Annotated in this window: 20 protein-coding genes; 10 read left to right on the forward strand and 10 right to left on the reverse strand. The window is 37.3% G+C overall.

Features of this window, described 5'->3' with window-relative positions:
- From EGI31_RS03770 to EGI31_RS03795, 6 genes are all read right to left on the reverse strand, one after another.
- Nucleotides 1-4,404 carry a PAS domain S-box protein gene (locus EGI31_RS03770; RefSeq protein WP_255035818.1) on the reverse strand — a complete coding sequence of 1,468 codons (4,404 nt, stop codon included), beginning with the start codon at nt 4,402-4,404 and terminating at the stop codon, nt 1-3.
- 198 nt (nt 4,405-4,602) lie between these two features.
- Entirely contained in the window at nt 4,603-5,784 is a 1,182-nt protein-coding gene (locus EGI31_RS03775; RefSeq protein WP_255035819.1) for a sensor histidine kinase, read from the reverse strand.
- Nucleotides 5,781-7,544 (reverse strand): phospho-sugar mutase, encoded by a 1,764-nt coding sequence (locus tag EGI31_RS03780; RefSeq protein WP_255035820.1) that lies wholly within the window; start codon nt 7,542-7,544, stop codon nt 5,781-5,783. Before EGI31_RS03780 ends, EGI31_RS03775 begins: the two co-directional genes overlap by 4 nt.
- Nucleotides 7,545-7,593: 49 nt before the next feature.
- Entirely contained in the window at nt 7,594-8,448 is an 855-nt protein-coding gene (locus EGI31_RS03785; RefSeq protein ID WP_255035821.1) for a bestrophin family protein, read from the reverse strand.
- A gap of 13 nt (nt 8,449-8,461) precedes the next feature.
- Nucleotides 8,462-9,817 carry a M20/M25/M40 family metallo-hydrolase gene (locus EGI31_RS03790; protein WP_255035822.1) on the reverse strand — a complete coding sequence of 452 codons (1,356 nt, stop codon included), beginning with the start codon at nt 9,815-9,817 and terminating at the stop codon, nt 8,462-8,464.
- Between the two features lie 155 nt (nt 9,818-9,972).
- The gene (locus EGI31_RS03795; protein ID WP_255035823.1) at nt 9,973-10,143 is read right to left on the reverse strand and encodes a hypothetical protein; all 171 of its coding nucleotides are present in this window, start codon (nt 10,141-10,143) and stop codon (nt 9,973-9,975) included.
- 77 nt (nt 10,144-10,220) lie between these two features.
- Here EGI31_RS03795 and EGI31_RS03800 point away from each other — a divergent pair, with 77 nt between their 5' ends.
- From EGI31_RS03800 to serA, 3 genes are all read left to right on the forward strand, one after another.
- Nucleotides 10,221-11,111, forward strand: coding sequence for a hypothetical protein (locus EGI31_RS03800; RefSeq protein WP_255035824.1), 891 nt, complete (start codon nt 10,221-10,223; stop codon nt 11,109-11,111).
- Between the two features lie 87 nt (nt 11,112-11,198).
- Nucleotides 11,199-11,537, forward strand: a complete 339-nt coding sequence (locus tag EGI31_RS03805) for a DUF2853 family protein (RefSeq protein WP_255035825.1) — start codon at nt 11,199-11,201, stop codon at nt 11,535-11,537.
- A 215-nt stretch (nt 11,538-11,752) separates the two neighbouring features.
- On the forward strand, nt 11,753-13,654 hold the full coding sequence (gene serA / locus EGI31_RS03810; protein ID WP_255035826.1) for a phosphoglycerate dehydrogenase: 1,902 nt from the start codon (nt 11,753-11,755) through the stop codon (nt 13,652-13,654).
- A gap of 29 nt (nt 13,655-13,683) precedes the next feature.
- Here serA and EGI31_RS03815 read toward each other — a convergent pair whose 3' ends face one another.
- The 3 genes from EGI31_RS03815 to EGI31_RS03825 are packed head-to-tail and all read right to left on the reverse strand — an operon-like array spanning nt 13,684 to nt 16,611.
- A complete protein-coding gene (locus EGI31_RS03815; protein ID WP_255035827.1) occupies nt 13,684-15,708 on the reverse strand; it encodes a metallophosphoesterase in 2,025 nt (674 codons plus the stop codon).
- A gap of 16 nt (nt 15,709-15,724) precedes the next feature.
- A complete protein-coding gene (locus EGI31_RS03820) occupies nt 15,725-16,090 on the reverse strand; it encodes a DMT family protein (protein ID WP_255035828.1) in 366 nt (121 codons plus the stop codon).
- The gene (locus tag EGI31_RS03825; RefSeq protein WP_255035829.1) at nt 16,090-16,611 is read right to left on the reverse strand and encodes a DinB family protein; all 522 of its coding nucleotides are present in this window, start codon (nt 16,609-16,611) and stop codon (nt 16,090-16,092) included. Before EGI31_RS03825 ends, EGI31_RS03820 begins: the two co-directional genes overlap by 1 nt.
- 175 nt (nt 16,612-16,786) lie before the next feature.
- Between EGI31_RS03825 and EGI31_RS03830 the strand changes: the two genes are divergently transcribed.
- The 4 genes from EGI31_RS03830 (at nt 16,787) to nadD (ending at nt 18,996) form a co-directional block, all read left to right on the forward strand.
- Nucleotides 16,787-17,398 (forward strand): sigma-70 family RNA polymerase sigma factor, encoded by a 612-nt coding sequence (locus EGI31_RS03830; protein ID WP_255035863.1) that lies wholly within the window; start codon nt 16,787-16,789, stop codon nt 17,396-17,398.
- A gap of 29 nt (nt 17,399-17,427) precedes the next feature.
- Complete coding sequence (locus EGI31_RS03835) at nt 17,428-17,754, forward strand: hypothetical protein (protein ID WP_255035830.1); 327 nt, start codon at nt 17,428-17,430, stop codon at nt 17,752-17,754.
- 64 nt (nt 17,755-17,818) lie between these two features.
- Nucleotides 17,819-18,424, forward strand: a complete 606-nt coding sequence (gene gmk / locus EGI31_RS03840; protein ID WP_255035831.1) for a guanylate kinase — start codon at nt 17,819-17,821, stop codon at nt 18,422-18,424.
- Nucleotides 18,424-18,996: a nicotinate (nicotinamide) nucleotide adenylyltransferase gene (gene nadD, locus EGI31_RS03845; RefSeq protein WP_255035832.1), complete on the forward strand. Its 573-nt coding sequence runs from the start codon at nt 18,424-18,426 to the stop codon at nt 18,994-18,996. The genes gmk and nadD overlap by 1 nt, the downstream gene beginning before the upstream one ends.
- Here nadD and EGI31_RS03850 read toward each other — a convergent pair.
- A complete protein-coding gene (locus EGI31_RS03850) occupies nt 18,987-19,751 on the reverse strand; it encodes a type III pantothenate kinase (protein WP_255035833.1) in 765 nt (254 codons plus the stop codon). The genes nadD and EGI31_RS03850 overlap by 10 nt on opposite strands.
- 146 nt (nt 19,752-19,897) lie before the next feature.
- On the opposite strand from EGI31_RS03850, the gene EGI31_RS03855 reads away from it, so the two are divergent.
- From EGI31_RS03855 to plsX, 3 genes are read left to right on the forward strand one after another with little or no spacing between them, the layout of a single operon-like run.
- On the forward strand, nt 19,898-20,440 hold the full coding sequence (locus EGI31_RS03855; protein ID WP_255035834.1) for a YceD family protein: 543 nt from the start codon (nt 19,898-19,900) through the stop codon (nt 20,438-20,440).
- 18 nt (nt 20,441-20,458) lie between these two features.
- Complete coding sequence (gene rpmF, locus EGI31_RS03860) at nt 20,459-20,644, forward strand: 50S ribosomal protein L32 (protein WP_255035835.1); 186 nt, start codon at nt 20,459-20,461, stop codon at nt 20,642-20,644.
- Nucleotides 20,645-20,683: 39 nt separating this feature from the next.
- Complete coding sequence (plsX, locus tag EGI31_RS03865; protein ID WP_255035836.1) at nt 20,684-21,625, forward strand: phosphate acyltransferase PlsX; 942 nt, start codon at nt 20,684-20,686, stop codon at nt 21,623-21,625.
- Nucleotides 21,626-21,634: the final 9 nt, after the last annotated feature.

The following is a 21,634-nucleotide window of genomic DNA, read 5'->3' on the forward strand; positions in this document are numbered from 1 at the left end:
TTATATTTTAGGGAAATAAATTTCTACTAAAGTACCGATATTTTCAGAGTTTTCTATTAAATCAGAAATTTTATATTCAATATTCTCTTGATTGAGTTTGTTATAATTCTCTATCCTTTGTGCAGTTATTTTAAGCCCTTGAGACTTATAACCTTTACTCGAAAGTGACTTTATTTTCTCAGCGGCTACTCTCCCAACGCCGTTGTCCTGAATTTTCACCAAAATATGGCGGCCATTATCGATAAAAGAAACTCTTAACATTCCCTTGCTATTTCTGTATCTTAAACCATGATTAATAGCGTTTTCTATAAATGGTTGCAGTAACATCGTGGGTATTTCGCTATACTTACTAACCTTGGGATCTAAATCAAAAACATAATCAAACTTATTTTCAAATCGCAGTTTTTCCAATTCCACATAAAGATTGAGATTGGTTATTTCTTCATCCAAGGATATATATTTGCTACGGGACGAATCTAAAAACTGTCGAATAAGTGCCGCAAATTTGGTCAAGTAAGTATTGGCCATTTGCTCCTCCTTATTGATTATATAACTTTGGATGGAGTTGAGTGCATTGAAAATAAAGTGCGGGTTCATTTGCATTTGCAATGCCCTTAGTTCAAGTTCAGAATAAGCGTTTTGTGCTATTTCAGTTTCCTGTTTGGCCAAAACAGCCTCGCTTTCAGCCTCTTTTATTTTGGTAATGTCGTTGAGAGTTCCTATAAGCATTGTACTATTGGCAATAGGCCCCTTTACTACTTTGGTCACACTGGCTATCCATTTGATCTTATCTTTTACTTTAATTCTAAATACACCATTTGAATGCCCGGTTTTACCAAGTTTCCGCATCATTCCTCTAACAATTTCCTCGTCCTCTGGTAAGGTATATTGAAGAACCACCTGGTCATCTTTTTTCCATTCCTTACTTGAAACACCATAAATGTTTTTAATAGACTCACTCACAAAAAGTGGCTTTAGTGAGGGATATTCTAAAGCCCAAACAACTTCGTCCAGGGAATTCAGTATATTAGTCAATTTTTGTTCACTGTCTTTCAGGGCCAACTCCATATTTTTTCTTTGGTCAATATTTCGAACCACCACAACGGCTGATGTAGGAAAGCCCTCTTGATTTGTAACCGCATTAACACATATTTCCACCCAGAAATAATGGCCCTGATTATGCCTTATTCTTAACTGAAAAAATATATTTTGTCCACTTTGAGAAGGAATTTTCTGGACAACCTCAAAATAATTCACTAGGTCATCATTATGAATTAAGCCAATTATTTCCTCAGAACTTAGACTTTTTATTGCCTGCCACGGATAACCAAAAATTTTCTCACACTGTGAGGAATAATAAACGATTTCTAAATCATTAAAAATCATGAAGCCATCAGAAGTATTTTCAGTGATAAAGCGAAGGCGACTTTCGTTTTCAATGAGTTGTAACTCGTTTCTCTTTCTTTCGGTTATATCATTTATAATTTCGACGATCTGCGTTGGTTTTCCTTGTGAATCATAAAGAATTGTCGAAGTCATTTCTACCCAAATCCAATTCCCCTTGAAAGTTTTGATTTTAAATTCAATAGGATGGTTTTTAGAGTTAAAATTAGTATTTTCGAGAACATATGCTTTATCTTCCAACTCAAACAAATCAGATGGTCTCTTTCCCTTTAGATTTTCCCAATCAACTTCCAAAAGATTCAAATATGCATTGTTTGCCCAGATTGCCTTTGCCTCTACATCAGAAATGAGTATACTATTATTTATCTTCTGCACCACCACCGAAAGACGCTGAATTTCGTTGTCAATGGTAACCTTTTCAGTGACATCCCTCGCAATACCGCTGATTTTTACTAATTGACCTTGTTCATCATAAATGGGAGATATTTTCTCATTGATAATTCTTATTTCGCCCATCGGTGTTTTGATTTTGTAGTTTAGGTCTTTTAAAACTCCTTCTTCAAAGCCGTTTTTGCGTTGTTTTATTTTATCAACATCTTCTTGTAATATAAGTTTTTCGATAAACTGATAATCGAGATAACCCTTAGTCTCATAAATCCCAAAAACCTCATAACACGCCCTACTAATTAATAAAAACTTTGATTGTTGGAGATCAAACAACCAGAAAACCTCTTCTAGGGCGTCGCTAATTTGCTTAAAGTTATTTTGACTTTCTTCTTTTTGTTTTTCATTTTCAAACTTTTCTATGGCAAGCCCTAGGCTTGCCCCTATTGAAACTAATAGATTAATATAGTTCTCACCCCATACTTTTTCATTTTCACAATCGTCAAAACCGATAAAGCCAATCATAACACCCATAGACATTACGGGTATAACCAACTGACTTTTAATGCCTTGCAAAAACAACCTTTGATAATGCTCTTCATCATCAATGTCCGAAATGACGAATTGGAAAGGTCGCCCATTCTTAAGCTCATCATAGTATCTGCCGAGTTTTGAATATGCCAACGATTGTAAACTCTCATTCTGCATTTCAGATTTTACACCAATATTTACCCACTCTTTTTCCTGCCTAAAATACCCACCTTCAAAATTATTTGTGAAGTAGTAAACACGACTGGAGTTGGATGCTATACCTATCTTTTCCAAAATACCATCGAGTGACATTTCCAGATTTGATGTTTGTTGTAATAGTTGACTTACCTCCGCCGTAACTCTCAGAATTTCTGTCCTTTCTATGAGTTTTTTCTCAACATCCTTACGCAATTCTTGCTCGTAAAGCGTTTCTTTAATATTTCCAATATGTCTTGCAAAAGCAATTTCTGTGGCATCCCATTCTTTACGCAAAGTGTGTTCACAACAAATAACCCCTTTGAATTCATTGCCCAATCTTAATGGAATGTTCATGGTAGATTGAATACCATGCTCAGTGTAATAGTTCTTAAGTTCATCAAAAACCAAAGGAGAAGCGAAGACATCAGGGATTAACAAATCCCGATCATTTTCCAAAATATCAACATAAGGCTGCCATTGACTCAAAGCCAATGGGGGAGTTATATTGTGTTCATCTCGAGATTTTGAGAAGTTGTCGAGACAGGTAATTTGGTCGGCATTCACTTCCCAAATACTGGCAAATTCAATATCCAAGCCTTTTGTGAGTGCCTCTGTTAAGCGTTTACATTTCTCTGAAAATTTTGTATTCTGTGAGATTGTGCTATTCGAAAGTTCAAACAGAATTTTGTTTCGCAATACAATTTTATTCCTTTGCTCGGCTTCTTTGTCTTCTTGCCTGACACGATCTGTGATGTCTATCGCAAAAAGTAGAACACATTTTTTTTCTTGGCCTGGAATAGAAACTGGAATTTTAATGGTTTGAAAATAGCCTACTCCTCCAATTCTTCTAATTCCTTTTTCTTTCGGAATAATTAGCGATTGACCAGTATCTATGACTTTTCTATCATCCTCTTGATATTTTTGAATTAACTCAGGAAACGAATTATAGTCCGTGTCACGTCTGCCAATCATTTCATTAGGATCAACTCCGAACATTTCAGAAGCGTTTCTATTTGCAAAAATAAACTCCCCATCATAGTTTTTCACAGCCAAAAAACCAGGGAAATTATCAATTAGACCCATGCTCATTATTGCCTCAAAACTAATACTAGTTTTAGCGTTTCGTAGTTCTGAAATATCCTTGGCTATAACAATTGTTTTAAGTATTTCTCCATTTTCGTTGTAGTAGTAGTTGACTATGTCTTCTCGGTAAATGACCGTTGATGGGTTCGGCAACAGCCTGAAGTTAATTCTGACACTGCTCATCTTCTTATCTTTGGCTCGTTTAAGTGTTTCTACCAACTGCTCAACATCCTCAGGATGAACAAATTTAAAAAGATCATGATCAGTCAAGTTTTCATTGTCAAAAAAACCAGGTTCAAATCCTTTCCGTATTTTGTCAGAAACAAAAATGAGTTTCCCTTTTTCAAAAATGTAAATTCCATCAGTTATACTATCGGCAACCAATCTAAACTGTTCTTGCAATAGTACCTCAGAAACTTGACCTTGCACTTCCTGAATATTGCCAATTATGAGTGGAAATTTTGAGCCACTTTCTCCATAACCCATTGTCACTTTCAGTGTCTTGAGCTGTCCATCCGAGCTCAGTATTTGTATGATATTTTCGTACTCTTTCTTGGTTGATAACACTCCATTGAAGGAATTTATAAGGTTTTGGAGATCATTAAGACCTACTATAAGTTTAAGAAATGACTCCATCTTGAGCATGTCAACTGACTCAAAACCAAACATCCGTGCGGTGGTGTTGTTAATTTCAAGTTGAGCGGCATTTACTTTATACTGCCAAATACCAATTCTAGTCAAATCCAAGAAACTCTTTAATCTCAATGGGTTGAAGGCGATTTCATCCTCCAAGCTGAGTACCATTCTTTCCAATTTTATAACATTGGGCTCCGGTGAGTTATTCTGTTTTGAGAAAAATTTCGATAAAAGAGGCCATACCATTCGCCAATATTTCCCTAAAAAGAAGGAAAATATCGAAAAAACAATAATCACTAAAATAACAGCTGTGTCCATTTTCTATATCTTAAGTACTAAAAATCAAAGTATAGACGAATGTCAATATCAATTGAGCGGAAACCTTACCTCTACTACTGTACCAGTGTCTTCTTGGCTCTCTTGAGGATTGATTATTAGGTCGTTAATCGAAAAACCTATATTGGATTCGTTTATCTTGTTGTAAGTCACCAATCTCTCAGCAGTAATTTTCAATCCTTGAGATTTGTATCCTTTACGTGTTTTAGACTGTATCTCCTTGGCCACTTTTCGTCCAACTCCGTTGTCTTCCATTCGACAAATCAGGTGGTCTTTGGAATAAAAAAAATGTATTTTCAAAACACCTTTAACTCGTTTGTATCTAAGTCCATGATTGATGGCATTTTCAACAAAGGGCTGAAGAATCATCGTTGGTATCTCTATATACTTATTTACTTCAGGATCAACCACTATGGAATAATCAAATTTATCCTCAAACCTTAAGCTTTCCATTTCAATGTAAATGTTAAGCATCTTTATTTCCTCTTGCAATGATATATATTTACTTCTCGAGGAATCCAAAAACATTCTTATAAGATTGGCAAATTTTGACAAATAACTATTGGCCGTGATGGCATCGTGTGTCATCACATACGACTGTATGGAATTGAGGGCATTAAATATAAAGTGCGGGTTCATCTGTAGTTGGAGTGTACGCAACTCTAACTCTACGATTTTTTTGGTATGACGCTGTTCTTCATCGGCCCAAAACTTCAAGAAACGTTCTCTTCCGTAAAATAAACCGAAAAGAGAAATAAAACTGGCTCCCCAAAACCACCATGTTCTCCACCATGGCCGCTCAACCTTCACCTGAAAAAATACAGCAGGGGCAAGTTGTTCACTTTTAGTTTTGTAGGTAACAAAAACATCATATTCTCCAGATGTAATATCTGAAATCTTAAAGCGATTGTCGTGAAAAGCCACCCATTTAGTGGCAGTATGTGAAAAAAGATTTTTCTTGTCTAACTTATAATAATACGATTGGATGTTTTGACTATTGGGTGGAGTTTTGAAATGCACCTCCACCACATTGTCATAATAATTGACCAAATATTTGGGTTTAAAAACGTTGTCCTTACCAGCAATTTCAACATTTTCTATCAAAATTTTTGGCAAAGTAGCAGCCCTCAACTCCCTGAAAGAAGAAGTCGAGAAAAATATTGAAAGAAACATAGACAGTTTCAATACAACTGCTACTCGAAGATTTTTCAATTTAAATCTAATTCTTGACCAATATGGGCCACTTTCTGCTTAAGTCTTTCTAAAGTTTGGTTAAACTCGCTTTTGTTTTTAAGCTTATCTTTTACACCAATATAAAATTTAATTTTCGGTTCCGTTCCTGAGGGTCTACAAGTAAACTTAGTACCGTCCTCGGTAAAAAACTGTAGAACGTTGGAAGACTCCATACCCATTTTTCCAGATTCTATCAGGCTCGACTCACCGGTTACAAGGTTTTTACGTGTTAACTCACCTAAGTCGTCCATCCTAATCACCTTAGAGCCTGCTAAGGTTTTTGGTGGATTATTTCTAAAATCCGTCATCATTTGTTGAATTTCTTCAGCACCCGTTTTACCTTTTTTAGTTACCGAAATGAGGCCTTCATAGTAAAAACCAAAGGTTTTGTACATATCAGCCAAGAAATCAAACAGGCTAATACCCTTATCTTTAGCGTAAGCTGTAAGTTCGGCTATCATGGCACAACTTGCTATGGCATCTTTGTCTCGTACTTTGTCACCAATTAGGTAGCCGTAGCTCTCTTCTCCACCGCCAATAAACGTCTGCTTTCCTTCCAACTCTCTAATAACCTGAGCGATATATTTGAAGCCAGTAAGTGTGTTGTAACATTTAACACCCGCTTTTTCAGCCATGGCGTCTATTAGGTCTGTAGTCACGATAGTTTTACACACAAACTCATTTCCAGTAATTTTTCCACCTGCTTTCCAGACTTTCAACAAGTAAAAAATAATCAAACTAGCTGCCTGATTACCATTTAACAACTGCCACTCTCCTTCCGGATTTTTGACACCCATACCTACTCTATCCGCATCTGGATCAGTAGCTATAACCAAGTCAGCATCTATCTCTTGTGCCTTTTTTAGTGCCAAGCTCATGGCTTCTTTTTCTTCTGGGTTAGGATATACCACCGTCGGAAAATTACCATCTGGCGTGGCTTGTTCTTGTACGATGGTCACATTTTCAAAACCTAACTGTGCCAAAGCTGGTGGTACCATCGTAATACCTGTACCATGTATGGAGCTGAAAACGATTTTCAGATCCTTCTGTTTTTTTATGATTCTTGGCGAAACAGCAATGCTTTTTACGGCCTTGAGGTATTTTTTATCTAATACCTCTCCAATCATTTTAATTCTTTTCTTTACTCCTTTGAACTTTATATATTTTACATTGGTAATGGCGTTTACTTCAGCAACAATATTCTTATCATGTGGAGCTACTACCTGTGAGCCATCGACCCAATACACTTTGTAGCCGTTGTACTCTCTGGGATTATGAGAAGCCGTAATAACTATTCCAGACTGACAACCTAACTCCCTCACTGTAAACGACAACTGAGGTGTTGGACGAAGTTCTTTATAGAGATACACTGTTATACCGTTTGCTGAAAGTATGTCGGCAGCTATCTTACCAAACTCTGAAGAAAAATTCCTGCTGTCGTAGGCAATCGCAACCTTAATTTCTTGACAGGCGAAACATTTGTTTAGATAATTAGCTAAACCTTGAGTTGCGGCACCTACTGTGTATTTATTCATCCTATTAGACCCCACCCCAAGCTCACCACGCATACCACCCGTACCAAACTCCAAGTTTTTGTAGAAAGAGTCGGTCAATTGAGTAGTATTTTCACCATCTATTAAAGTCTGTATTTGGTCTTTTACATCTTGGTCATAACGTCCCTTTAACCAAGTTTTAATATTTTTTTCGGCTGTAGCGTCTAATTTCAGTTTTTTCAACATATCGTTTTAATTTAAGGAAGAGACAAATAAATAAATATTAAGAAACTAATCAAAATATTTGGTTCAAATTCTGTTTTATTGTGTTAAAAATGGTGTCCGTAGGCAAATCGTTAGCATCTGTACCGAAGGGGTCTTCTATTTCTTCTGCTAGCAATTCTATACCGACAAAAACATAGAAAATAAGTGCAACAATAGGGCATGCCCAGTAGCCAAATTCCCTAACAAAACCAATCGGCATAGTAAAAATATAAATGAAAATTACTTTTTTCAAAAACAAACTATATGAAAAAGGTATTGGCGTTTTCTTGATTCTTTCACAACCACCCAAAATATCCATGAAAGACTTCAGGTCGTCATTGAGATACACCATTTTCATATAACTATCGTCATGATTTTGCAACAACAAAGTAACCTTTTGGTGAATGATATTCATTATACCCAAAGGGATATTATCGTGGTATTCAGCCAATAAATCCCTAGTTTTTTGATTCAGTGACTTCAAATTCACCCCATTTCGTAGGTGTTCTTTGGTAGCATAAACAAAGTCAATAAGTAACAGCTTAATATCTGCTTTTATCTCACTTCCCCCTTCTATTTGATTGATTTTGAGGGTCAAACTTCTGGTGTTATTCACCATGGCTCCCCAAAGCTTTCGCCCTTCCCACCACCTATCATAGGCTGAGTTTGTTCTGAAAACCAACAGCATAGACAACACAAAACCCACCAATGAATGAATGACTGTAGTGTTTTTAAAAGTAACATGGAAGTAGTCGTTTTCTAAAAACGCTACAAACGCAGTAAATAAAGCCACACCCAAAATACCTGGAAGTAATTGTCTGAAAGTATCACTCTTATGAAAATCAAATATGAGTTTCCACCAATCTTTAGGGTTGTAACTTACCATTATGGGGCGAAATCTAGTTTAAATTATCTAACAAATATACCAACGCTGCCATGGATGCAGCACCTAACTCCAGCTCACGCTTATTTACCGTCTCAAAAGTGTCGTTGCTCGCATGGTGATAGTCAAAATACCTTTGAGAATCAGGTTTGAAACCTATTATGACCGTGCCAGTTTTGGCTAAAGGGCCAATATCGGCTCCACCACTACCTCTGCCGATTTCGTGCAAGCCATAAGGGGAAAGCAGAGGTTTAAAGGCTGTCAGAGCATTTACTTGATTATCATTACCGACAATCCCAAATCCACGAGGAGTAAATCCCCCAGAATCAGACTCTATGGCATAAAGATGTTTCTCCTTTTTCTTTTCTGCCACATCTGCATAAGTTGTACCACCTTTTAGACCGTTTTCTTCATTCATAAACATTACCACTCTAATGGTCCTTTTGGGTTTGTAACCGAGAGCCTTTAATGTTCTCAAAACCTCTATGGATTGCATACAGCCTGTGCCATCATCGTGTGCTCCTTCAGCCAAATCCCAAGAGTCCAAATGTCCACCTACCACGATAATCTCCTCAGGCTTTTCAGAACCAATGATTTCACCAATGACATTGTGAGAAGGGGCATCTGCTAATGTCTGACAATTTTGTTTAAAATAGAACTGCGTTCTTGGGTGAGATTTCAAAGTTCTACTAAGCTCATTGGCCGCATTGGTAGAAATAGCTGCAGCAGGAATCATTCCTCCACCAGCGTATCGCATAGAACCTGTGTGAGGAAAATCATCATTCCGAAGATTCATTGAGCGAACAATCACCCCTACTGCACCATATTGAGCGGCTTGCGAGGCTCCACCACCACGCTGATCTACAGCTCCACCGTAAGCTTCAAATGTGTTTATTTTGGTGGGATCCATTGGTCTATTAAAAAACACTATTTTGCCCTTTATCTTTTGCTCTCCAAGGTCTTTAAGCTCTTTAAAATTCTGTACCTCAATCACCTCGGCCATCAAACCTGATTTAGAGCTTGCCACCGAACCTCCTAAAGCGGCTATAGGAACATTTATCTTCTTACCATCTTTTATAAAATATGCCTCTTCCTTTGAACCCCTTGTCCAGTGAGGCACCGTCACATCTTGTAGAAAGACTTTATCAAAACCATAGGATTCCATCACTTTTTTGGTGTATTCGACCGCTTTTTTTGCTCCAGTAGAACCGCTCAGTCTCGGCCCAATGGATTTGCACAATACGCGTAGGTTATCATAAGCCTCGCCTTTGGCAAGTGTTTCATCATATATTTTTTTGATAAAAATAGAGTCCTGATTTTGAGCAAAAACCATTACTGTAGGGAGAAGGACTAAAAAAAGAGCTTTAAGCATAGGTATACGATTTAAGAAAATCTTGAAGAAAACAAATCATACAATATTACTGAATAAAAAGTCATTTCATGGGCATTCACAATAAAATTTGAGCAAAAAAAATGCCCTCATCCAGCAGAATGAGAGCACTCAAATATTCTTTAAGGCCAGTTTTATCAATGCTCGTGAAGATTGTCTCTGTCGTAACCATTAGCAAAAATACCTGTAATGATTAGAGCACCTACTATGAAAGTAAAAAGGTCGCCGAAAACACCTAAAACTGCCAAAATCAAAACATAAACTGTAATCATCAACCAAGAAGGTACTTTTTCTATTGCTTGTCCCATATTTTCAATTCTTTATTTCTGCAAAAATAATAGATAATTCTATTTGTCCAAAATAAAAAAAAAGGTAATTTTAAAGAATGAATAACAAAGCTTTCATTTTCAAAAATATTGACAATTTAATGAGGCTGAAGCAAAAAATCGGCTTAATTGCTACCTTTTTTCTATCTAATTTCACATCCATTTTCGCTCAGGAATCACCATATTACCAACTGCCTCAAAATAGAAAAAGCGGATCAGAATTAATAACGATGCCAAACCTCAATACCTTTACTATCACCTATTTTCTTGCCGCTTCTGTGGGTATCAAAAAATCCTTTCTCGGCGAAAATGCCGTTTCACCATCAGCCATTGAATCAAGTTCTCATAGTGAAGGTTTTTGGGATATCAGTATCGGTCAAACCCGAAATGACAATTGGATATATGAACTCGGGCTTGCAAAATACAACAGTTACTTGAGCACAAGTTTTTTGGCACTAGGAAGAAACCCACTGCCCTTCAGAAATGAAACCAAACAGTTTTATGTGCCTCTGAGAGTAAAGAAAAGACTCTGGACAATAGATAAAGTTAGTCGCTCGGCCTTTTTAAACATTGGCCTTGGGGTCTCCTATTTGGTCAAAAATCAGAAAAAAACCGCTGAACAAGGCCGAATTCTCTTTAACCAAAGACCGACCCCAGAACCGAGAGATTATACTACTTTGGACTTTAACATGAGTTCGTCAAGTTTCCCTTTTGCTTTCGAATTCATCACCGAAATCAGAGGTAAAGTCTCAGAAAGAATAGAGATTACAGCCTTCGGAAAGTCTTTTATGAGACCCAATAAATTCTTAAATAACCAATTCACGTTCAACTACGTTGACCAATCATCGGTTAGTTTTGGAGCCTACGAAAAGCCGTTTTCCCTATTATTAGGTATTCAGGCTCGATTGAATTCTCCAAAATACTACAGCTACAAGAGCGGAGTGGAGTAAACACAAAAAATGAAAAGAATAATTTTGATAATAAAATAAAAAAAATTACTTTTAATGTCAGTTTAAAACCCCCTTAATTTTCAAACAATGAGTAAATTTAATGAATGTGTTGAGCTTTATAAAAGCCAAAGTGAAGAGCTTGGATTGGGACTCGACGAAGCACTTTTAACAGGTGTTGCTAAAGGCTTAGGTCCATCTATTTACAACGCAGATTCTTCAAAAGTTTCTGGTTCTGACAGCAAAGAGTTAGAAACAGTAAAAAACAATTTCTTGATTAAAAAGCTAGGATTGGCAGATAGTCCAGCCCTTGACGAAGCTATCGCAGAAGTACTTGCAAAAATGGGCTCGAGCAATAAAAACAAGCAAAGAGCAGTAGTCTATGCCCTTTTGGCTAAAAAATTCGGTAAAGAGAGTATGTTTTTGTAAAAAATATTCGAATTATTCGTGAAAAGAGTTGGAGCATGTCTCGAACTCTTTTTTTTTGCTTTAGATCAAACTGAAACCAATAAAAATTCTACAAAACAACCATTTCTCAAAATATCATTGCATTTTTTACATAAAAAGAAATACTTTTCCAATATCTCTAAGTAAAACCAAAAGTCAAGTTTTAAATTTGTGCTCATAATAAACGATCAATATTTGTGACCGCAAACAAGGAAAAGAAAATATTCATAATCGATTTTGACAGCACCATTACAAAGGTAGAAGGACTAGATCAATTAGCAGCTATAGCCCTTGCTCAAAGCTCAGATGGTGAAAAGATTGTACAACAAATAAAGGAGTTGACAGACGCTGGCATGAACGGAGAACTTACCCTTTCGGAGTCTCTATCAAAACGCATGTCATTGCTCAATGCCAATAAAAAGCATGTCGCAGCTTTAGTGGAATTTCTCCTTGAAAACGTTTCGGAATCCTTCGAAAGAAATAAAAAATTCTTGAAAGAATACGCCGACCAAATTTTGGTGGTTTCGAGTGGTTTCAAAGATTTCATAGTTCCGGTTATAGAACATTTAGGGCTTAAGCCTGAAAACGTTTATGCCAATACCTTCACCTACAACGAAAATGGCGATATCACTGGGGTAGACAACACCAACGTTTTGTCGCAAACAGGTGGTAAAATCAAGTTGGTGCAGTCACTAAACCTAGATGCTCACGTATCGGTTATAGGCGATGGATTTACCGATTACGAAATCAAACAAAACGGACTTGCTGATAGATTTTATGCATTTGTAGAAAATGTGGAACGTCAAAAAGTAGTAGATGTAGCCGATTTTTCGATAAAATCGCTTGATGAGTTCTTGTTTTACAATCAACTTCCGAGAGGGCAGTCCTACCCAAAAAGTCTAATTAAAGTTCTTTTACTGGAGAACGTTCACCCAGCAGCGGTTGAGGCGTTCGAGCAGCAAGGATTCGATGTGGAGTTTCACAAAGGAGCCATGGATGAAGACGAACTTATCGAAAAAATAAAAGATGTATCTATCATTGGCATCAGATCCAAAACCAACATAACCAAAAAAGTTCTGGAAAACGCCGATAAACTGCTGGCCATTGGTGCATTTTGTATCGGTACCAATCAAATAGACATCAAAACTGCAACACAGAAAGGCATAGCAGTATTCAATGCTCCATATAGCAACACCCGATCAGTAGTGGAGTTAGTAATAGGCGAAATGATTATGCTAATTCGTAAGGTGTTTCCTAAAAGCTCAGGCATGCACAAGGGCATTTGGGATAAGTCTGCCAACCACAGCTTTGAAGTGAGAGGTAAAAAACTCGGTATGATTGGCTACGGACACATTGGTACGCAGCTGTCGGTTATCGGCGAGGCATTGGGCATGGAAATATACTTCTATGATATCGTAGACAAAATGCCGATTGGCAATGCTCGCAAATGTCGCTCTATGGAGGAAGTCTTCAATGTAGCGGACGTGGTAAGTTTGCACATTGATGGCAGAAAGGAGAATACTAACTTGATTGGCGAAAAAGAATTTAGCCAAATGAAAGACGGTGTAATTTTCATGAATCTTGCAAGAGGGTCGGTGGTGGAGATTCCGGCATTGGTAAAAGCTCTCAAAAGTGGCAAAATTCATGGTGCTGGCGTAGATGTTTTCCCTGAGGAACCAAAAGCCAACACCGACCCGTTCGTTTCGGAATTGATGGGTTTAGAAAATGTAATACTTACTCCTCACATAGGAGGAAGCACAGAGGAAGCTCAACAGGGAATAGGAACTTATGTACCTGAAAGACTACTCGAATACATCAATAACGGTAGCACAACAGGCAGTGTAAACTTCCCTGAACTTACGCTTCCATTACTTCAAAACTCGCACAGGCTATTGCACGTGCACAAAAACGTACCAGGTATTTTGGCGAAGCTGAACAGTATCTTTGCGAAGCATAACATAAACATAACCGGGCAGTATCTCAAAACCGACGAAACACTCGGCTATGTAATCGTAGATATAGAAAAATCTTATTCTCGTGAGTTTGTGCAAGACATTAAAGGAATAGACGAGACGATAAAATTCAGAATGTTGTTTTAAAAAAGAAAATAGCCTCGAAAGTTTCGGGGCTATTTTTTTAATACTTTGGCCGAAATAATTTTTTGACTACTTCTAAGGATAAAATAATAGAGGCCACTTTCTTTGTTGGACAAATCCAATACAAAATTCTTAGGTCCTACTGGTAATTTCTCTGCATCATAAGTATAAACCACTCTACCAGAATTATCTACCAAAAAACACTCATAAGTACCTTCTTGGGTAACATCGACCTTTAATTCAAAAACTCCTTCACTAGGATTCGGACTAACCTTTACCAGCTCAGTTTTCGGAATTTCATTGGCCAATATCTTCAAAATCTTGACATCAATACTATCTTGAGAAAAACAGTTCTTATAACTTGCCCTCAAAAAGTACTTACCACCTTTGTTTAGATTTACTTTTTCAATAGTCTGCTTTTCGCCAATGGCCATAAAATTATCAGGTCCTTTCCAACTTAATTGACCGTTTCCATCGAATTTACCCTCTAAAAGCAAGGTTTCGGATTCCATAATCGGTGAATTAGAACTTGCCTTCGGTGTTTTATAAGCATTGACATTAACTTGGATTGTATCATGCAAACAATTCTTTTTGTCAGAAATCGTAAATTGAACGCTCTTATTCAAACTGTCAATTCTCAGTAACCCATTATCTACTTTTCCGATAGTACTTTGAATATCTCCTTTCCATGAACTTTCAAAAGTTACAATTTCACCACATTCGATAGTCTTTTGGTGCTTTTTATTAACATCCTTAAAAATTGTAAACTGGTCAAAGATGGACCCGTTGGCAGTTAGATATTTGGCGACAAACTTATTATCTGTCACTTCAAGTACCATCGCACCCGTTGTTTCTGAATTAGAGCTTACCATGGCATTGTGAGGATAACCCATAGTTGTACCTCCTACCCAACCTGACGCACCCGCTACTACATAAACGGTTCCCGAACCTGCTTTAATGTATGGACAGGAGTTCGGAGAGCCATCATATTTGGCTGATGAATTTCCTTTAGCATGATTATTTGCATTAAAACTTATTTCGTTTGAATAATAATTATGCAACATGTAAGACCTTTCATAATTGTGGCTATGGCCATTTAGTACTACGTCCACCTTATATTGATCTAGCACTCTCACTAGGTTTTCTCTAATTGCAACTAAATCAAGCTCCGTATCGGAATTATGCGTTCCTTTTGTGTAAGGTGGGTGATGAAAATACACCACGGTCCATGGTAACTTATTGGCTGCTAAATCTTTTTTAAGCCATTGCACTTGCTTACTCAAGGTGTCTGCCATTTTTTTCGTTTCTTCGGTCCCATATGAATCCAACGAAACAAAATGAACGTTTGCGTAATCGTAAGAATAATAAGCAGCATTGCCAGATGGGACACCGCCACATTCCCCTTTGGTTGGTAAATTAAATATCTTAAAGTAGTCAGGTTTTTGCCCAATGGGATTGGGCCATTCCCTGTCAGCATAATCATGGTTTCCGGGACTAGGCCATAGTACCGTGTTTTTGAGAAAATAACTTTGATAAATATCAAAAAATTTGATTTGATATTCATTATCAAATCCATAATTGTAGGCATTATCTCCAAGTAATAACCAACCGTCAATGGGCTTTCCACCAAAATACTCAGTTACTCTCTTTGCCACCTCTACTTGGGCAGGCTGTTGTGTTCCACAGTCTCCAAAGGCCACCATCCTAACTGTCTCCTTCACACTTCCTGGAACTGGAGAAGTCACAAAGTAATGTGTAGAGTCTCCTTTGAGAAGTACATTATCTTGATAAATACTATAATAATACTTTGTTTTAGGCTTTAGGCCTGTCAACCTTACTTCCTGAACTTGCGAATTATCCGCAAGAGGAATCGCCTTATCCTTAACCTGATAAGATTCTCCATAAATTAACATAGACTTACCTTCCTTTGAGGTTCTCCATTTCACAGTCATGGCATTATGGGTGCCCATTTGCAAATATGGCCCACGCGTAAGAGACTGACCGAAAACTATTTGAGAAGAAAATAATATTAGAAAACAAGCAACGACTTTTTTCACAATAGAATAATTAAGACTAAATAAAAACCAAATATACCGCACAAACCAGCAACACAAAAGCCAGATAATGATTCCACTGCAAAGCCTCGTTTTTAAAAAATAACATTGAAAACAGGACGAATACCACAAGTGTTATAACTTCCTGAATGACTTTAAGTTGTATTAATGTAAACGACCCACCATTTCCTTTGAAACCATATTTGTTGGCCGGAACTTGAAGAATGTACTCAAAAAATGCCAAGCCCCAACTGAACAGCACGATTCCCACCAAACCAAGTTTGTTAAACCAACGCCACTCCGCAAACTTCAGATGACCATACCAAGCCAAAGTCATAAAAGCATTGGAGGCTATTAGCAACAAAACAACGTAAATACTCCTCATCAAGTTAACGAATAATACCTTTCTCTAATTATACTTTCGTGGTGTTTAGGATGACCTACAATTACGAAACCCAAGGCCAGCGGGGATATGCGTGTCATGTTTGCAGTTCCTTTTCGAAGAAGCATGGTCTTGTCCATGTTTGTAAAAAGGTCAATAGTCGAACGTCTGAGTTGTCCAAATTCCACCAAGAGACTTTCTATAGTTCTATTTTCTAAGTTTGTATTTTTGGCGTACACATTCTCATCAAAACCTGGCAAAACAGTATCGTCATTTCTTGCAAAACACAAAGCCCTATAGGACATAATACGCTCTGTGTCAATACAGTGCTGCAGAATATCCTTCAATGTCCATTTGTTTGGTGCATAGATATTATCCCCTATTGCCTTGTATATCTCGATATCCGAAAACAGTTTTTCAGGCGAATATTCATCCAAGGCCTCTAAAAGTTGGATATTGTCTGTTGACAACAATATGTATCTGTCAAAAAAATTGGGTAGCTCTCCTATTTGAATTCTGGTCATTGAAACGCTATTTTGAATTACAAAAGTAAATAAAAAACATTTTCGACACTCCAAAACAACCAATCTTTATGCATATGAGCCATTGGTCACTATTTTATTATTTTTGTATCAATAGCCTTTATACTTGTAAAGAATTTAAAAAAATAAGGTAATTTTGCAGAAACGCAAACAAGGTATGGAGTTCGAAGAAGAAGAAGAATTTGTAGAAAGTAAACCCAGATACTCGGAAACGGAAAAATACCGAATATTTGACAAGGAATTTATGCCCCATATAGATTCCATGTACAACTTTGCGTTTAGACTTACCAACGATGAAGACGATGCCAATGACTTGGTGCAAGACACCTACATGAAGGCCTTCAGATTCATCAATTCATTTCAAGAAGGCACCAATGCCAAAGCATGGCTGTTTAGAATACTGAAAAACAGCTTCATAAACGACTACCGTAAAAAAAGCAAAGAACCGTCTAAGGTTGACTATCAAGAAGTTGAAACCGTCTACAATTCTACCGAAGATGCCGAATTTGAAAGTACTTCGGATCTGAGAATCGAAGCTGTACAAGATATGATTGGCGATGAGGTAGCCATGGCACTTAATGGATTACCTGTAGATTTCCGTACGGTGATTATACTGTGCGACATCGAAGGCTTCACCTATGAAGAGATGGCCAAGATTTTGGATATCCCAATCGGTACTGTTCGCTCAAGATTACACCGAGCACGGAACTTATTGAAAGAGAAATTACGTTCTTATGCAAAGTCCATGGGATATAAGGAATTACGTTAAAATCAAGATACTTTAAATTTTATTTTAGGATGGCTGAGTGCTCAGGTAATGTGTTGATGAAAGAGGAATGTGAAAATCATGAAAAATGCATGAAAATGATTCAGGCAGTTTTGGATGGCTCCGCTTCTCCCGAAGAGATTGAGCATTTTAAATCCAATGTTGACGTTTGCAAACCATGCTTTGATGGTTATGAATTAGAAAAGTCTATAAAAAATTGTTTGCAAACCAAAGTAGAAAAAAAGTGCTGCCCACAAAATACTGTGGATCAATTAAAGGCTAAAATTGGAATAGGGCTCGTATTATTGGCTGGTTTTATCATTAAACTAAAAGTAATTCAGACTATTTTCTTATCTTAAAACTGTTTCTTGACCCTTATTATCCACTGGAAAACTCCTGTTTCAGTGGCTTTTTATTTTTACCATGAAAAAAGGCAAAGCAATCATATTTTGTGCACCTTCGGGTTCTGGCAAAACCACACTTGTTAAAAATTTGCTGGATACCCAAGCTGACTTGGGTTTTTCTATTTCGGCCTGCACGCGTGATCGCCGGGGTAGAAATGAAGTACATGGTAAAGATTATTATTTTCTTTCTATAGACGAATTTAAAGACAAAATAAAGAAAAAAGAATTTGTTGAGTGGGAAGAAGTATATCCAGGAGGATACTATGGCACCCTCAAAACTGAGATTGAGAGACTCTGGAATAGTGGCAAGAACGTAATTTTTGACGTAGACGTAAAAGGGGGACTAAAATTAAAAGAATACTTTGGAGATACTGCCATTGCTATTTTTGTAAAAGTCCCATCCATGGAAGAACTCGAAAAAAGATTAGTTGGCCGCGGTACAGAAACCGAGGAAAGTTTATCCAAACGCCTCTACAAAGTAAAATTTGAGATGGCTTTTCAAGATCAGTTTGATGTGGTTTTACTCAACGACGATCTCGAAACTTCCTTCCTTAAAACAAAAAAACTGTACGAAGACTTCTGTAACGATAAAGTTTTGTTAGAAGTAAAACCCATTTATGTCTAATGAAAATCGGCCTCTTTTTTGGTTCATTCAACCCCATTCATGTGGGTCACCTGATAATAGCCAACACCATGGCCACTTCCACTGACCTTCAACAAGTATGGTTTATTGTTTCTCCTCAGAATCCATTCAAAAAAAACAACTCTCTTCTTCACGAGTTTGACAGACATACCATGGTCGAGCGTGCCATTGCTGATAACCACAGACTCAAAGTTTCTGACATAGAATTCAGCCTTCCAAAACCAAGTTATACGATTGATACCCTGACCGTTTTGGCTGACAAATTTCCAGAACACGAGTTCGTTTTAATAATGGGTGAAGACAACCTGGTCCAGTTCGAGAATTGGAAAAATTTTGAGAAAATACTCGAGTTTTACAAAATCTATGTTTATCCAAGACCCAATACTGCACCGCATAATTACGAAAATCACGAAAGTGTAAAATTTGTAGAGGCACCGCTGCTTGATATTTCAGCGACTTACATTCGCAAACGACTCCAAGAGCAGAAAAATATCAAATATCTGGTTACTGATACTGTAGAAGCTTATATAGAACTCAAAAAATTCTACATCTGAGTTTTTCTACCATAGAGAGCCAAGCCTTGCAAAGTAAGGTCAACATCAATCATATCAAATGCATTAGATATACCAGTTAATACAGCTGACAAGCCTCCTGTTCCAATAACCGTTACAGGCCTTCCAACCTCCTCCTTAATCTTTTTTAGAATACCCAATACCATGCTTTCATAGCCATAAATTATGCCCGATTGTATAGCATGCATAGAGTTTTTACCAATTATAGACGCTGGCTTTTCGAGTATTACCTCAGGCAGTAACGAGGTTTGAGAAAACAATGATTTTATGGCTGTTTTTATACCAGGCAGAATGGTAACCCCTTCAATTTGTCCACTAAAATTGACAACCGTAAAAGTTAGGGCAGTACCAAAATCCACCACCACACAATCAGACTGTGTTGTTTCAAGAGCCGCTAAAGCATTTACGTAAAGGTCCGAACCCAACTCCTCAGGCATATCAATATTTATTTTCAAAAGACCTGACTGTGCAGGTGTCACCACCAATGGTTTCAAATCAAGAAACTTCTCACAAAAATTAACAAAAAAAGGTGTCAGTATAGGCACCACGCTACTAATAACTGCCTTCTGAAGTCCACGCTTTTCGATGTTGTTTTCCAACATAAAATTCAAAATTCTATACTCAAAATAGATAGAATTCTCATTTTTCAAAGACCTAATTCTTAACTTATTAATTAAATTTTCGCCCTTAAAAAACCCGACTACGGTGTCGGTATTGCCTACATCAAAAACAATCATCTCTGTGTTTTATTTGATGCAAAATAGGAATAAATCATGAAAAACATCAAAAAGGCTTTTAATTTCTTGACTATCTTGGATTTTATTCAATCAAAACTTTTTGTTCTGAAAAAAAGACTGTAAATTTGCAGCCTTTCTGTAAAAAAGTGAACAAAGTTATTTCGGATTTTGACATTAACATTCATGGTTTAGAAGACAAAAACTATGAGTACCAATTTGAAGGTTCAAATTCCTTTTTTGAACACTACGACCAAGACATTGTGGAGGGCGGAAACTTTAGGGTAAAGTTGATTCTAGAAAAAACAACTACGCTTTTGAGACTACGTTTTGACATCGACGCCGATTTGAGATTGGTTTGTGACAGAAGTTTGGAGGAATTTACAGAGAATTTTAAAATTCAGGAAACGCACATTTACAAATATGGAGAGACGGCTCAAGAAATGAGCGATGAGATGGAAGTAATACCATTCGGAACTCCTAAAATTAATGTGGCAGACCTGATATCTGATTATATTTTACTAGCCGTCCCTATGAAAAACCTCCACCCGAGGTTCAGAACAGAGGATGATGAGGACGAAGATGGTATATTGGTTTATGTAGACCCCAATGCCGAAAAACCAGAAACAGATACAAGTACAGACCCTCGTTGGGCTGCACTTTTGAACTTGAAAAATTTAGAAGAACAGTAATAATAATTTTAGACAGATATGGCACATCCAAAGCGGAAGATTTCGAAAACAAGAAGAGACAAACGTAGAACTCATGACGCATTGTCAGCAAAACAATTGTCGGTAGATGTTACTACAGGCGAAGTTCACCTGCGTCATCATGCACACGTAAGCGAAGGAAACCTTTACTACAAAGGCAAATTAGTAGTAGAAAACTACAACTAATTCGTAGTATTTTAAGTTTCTAACAAAATAATTTAACCGATGAGAAAAATTGCAGTTGACGCAATGGGAGGTGATTTTGCTCCCAAGGCAGTGATTGAAGGTGCTATCTTGGCAGCTTCTGAATTGCCCGAAAACTATCAAATTGTTTTAATCGGAAAACAAGATGCTATGCTTGAGGTCTTACACGACCTTGAGTATAGAAAAGGTGCCATCGAAATGATTTATTGCAATGATGTCATTGAAATGCACGAGCATCCTACTAGAGCATTTAGTCAAAAACCCAATTCTTCTATAGGAGTTGGGTTTAAACTTTTAAAGGAGGGTCAAGTTTCGGCATTTTGCAGTGCTGGCAATACAGGAGCCATGATGGTGGGCTCTCTCTTTACGCTCAGAACTTTAGGCAATATCCAAAGGCCTCCAATAGCGGGCTATTTCCCTCTGAAAAATGGCAACTTCAGTCTCATGCTTGATATCGGTGCCAATGCCGACTGCAAGCCAGAGGTATTGATGCAGTTTGCCGAACTCGGTAGCCTATATGCCCGGTTTGCTCTCAACATTGAAAGCCCAAAAGTGGGTCTCGTAAACATTGGCGAGGAAGAGGAGAAAGGAAACACCGTCTCACAGGCAGCTTATCAGTTGCTCAAAAACAACAAAAAGATTAACTTTATTGGTAATGTAGAAGGCCGCGACCTGTTTGAAGGAAAAGCTGACGTATACGTTACCGAAGGTTTTACAGGCAATGTTCTCTTTAAAATGGGAGAATCGCTATACGAATATGCAGTTTCTCAGGGTATAAATGACCCATTGATCAACCGTATGAATTATGAGGTTGCCGGTGGCAGCCCAATAATTGGTGTTAACGGCAATGTGATCGTTGGCCACGGAATATCCTCACCATTAGCTATAAAAAACATGATTCTTTTGGCTAAAAAACAAATAGAATCTAACGTTGTAGACAAAATAAAAGAAGTATTTTCGTAATATTTATAA

The sequence above is a fragment of the Lacihabitans soyangensis genome, from assembly GCF_024343775.1.
GTDB lineage: Bacteria > Bacteroidota > Bacteroidia > Cytophagales > Spirosomataceae > Leadbetterella > Leadbetterella soyangensis.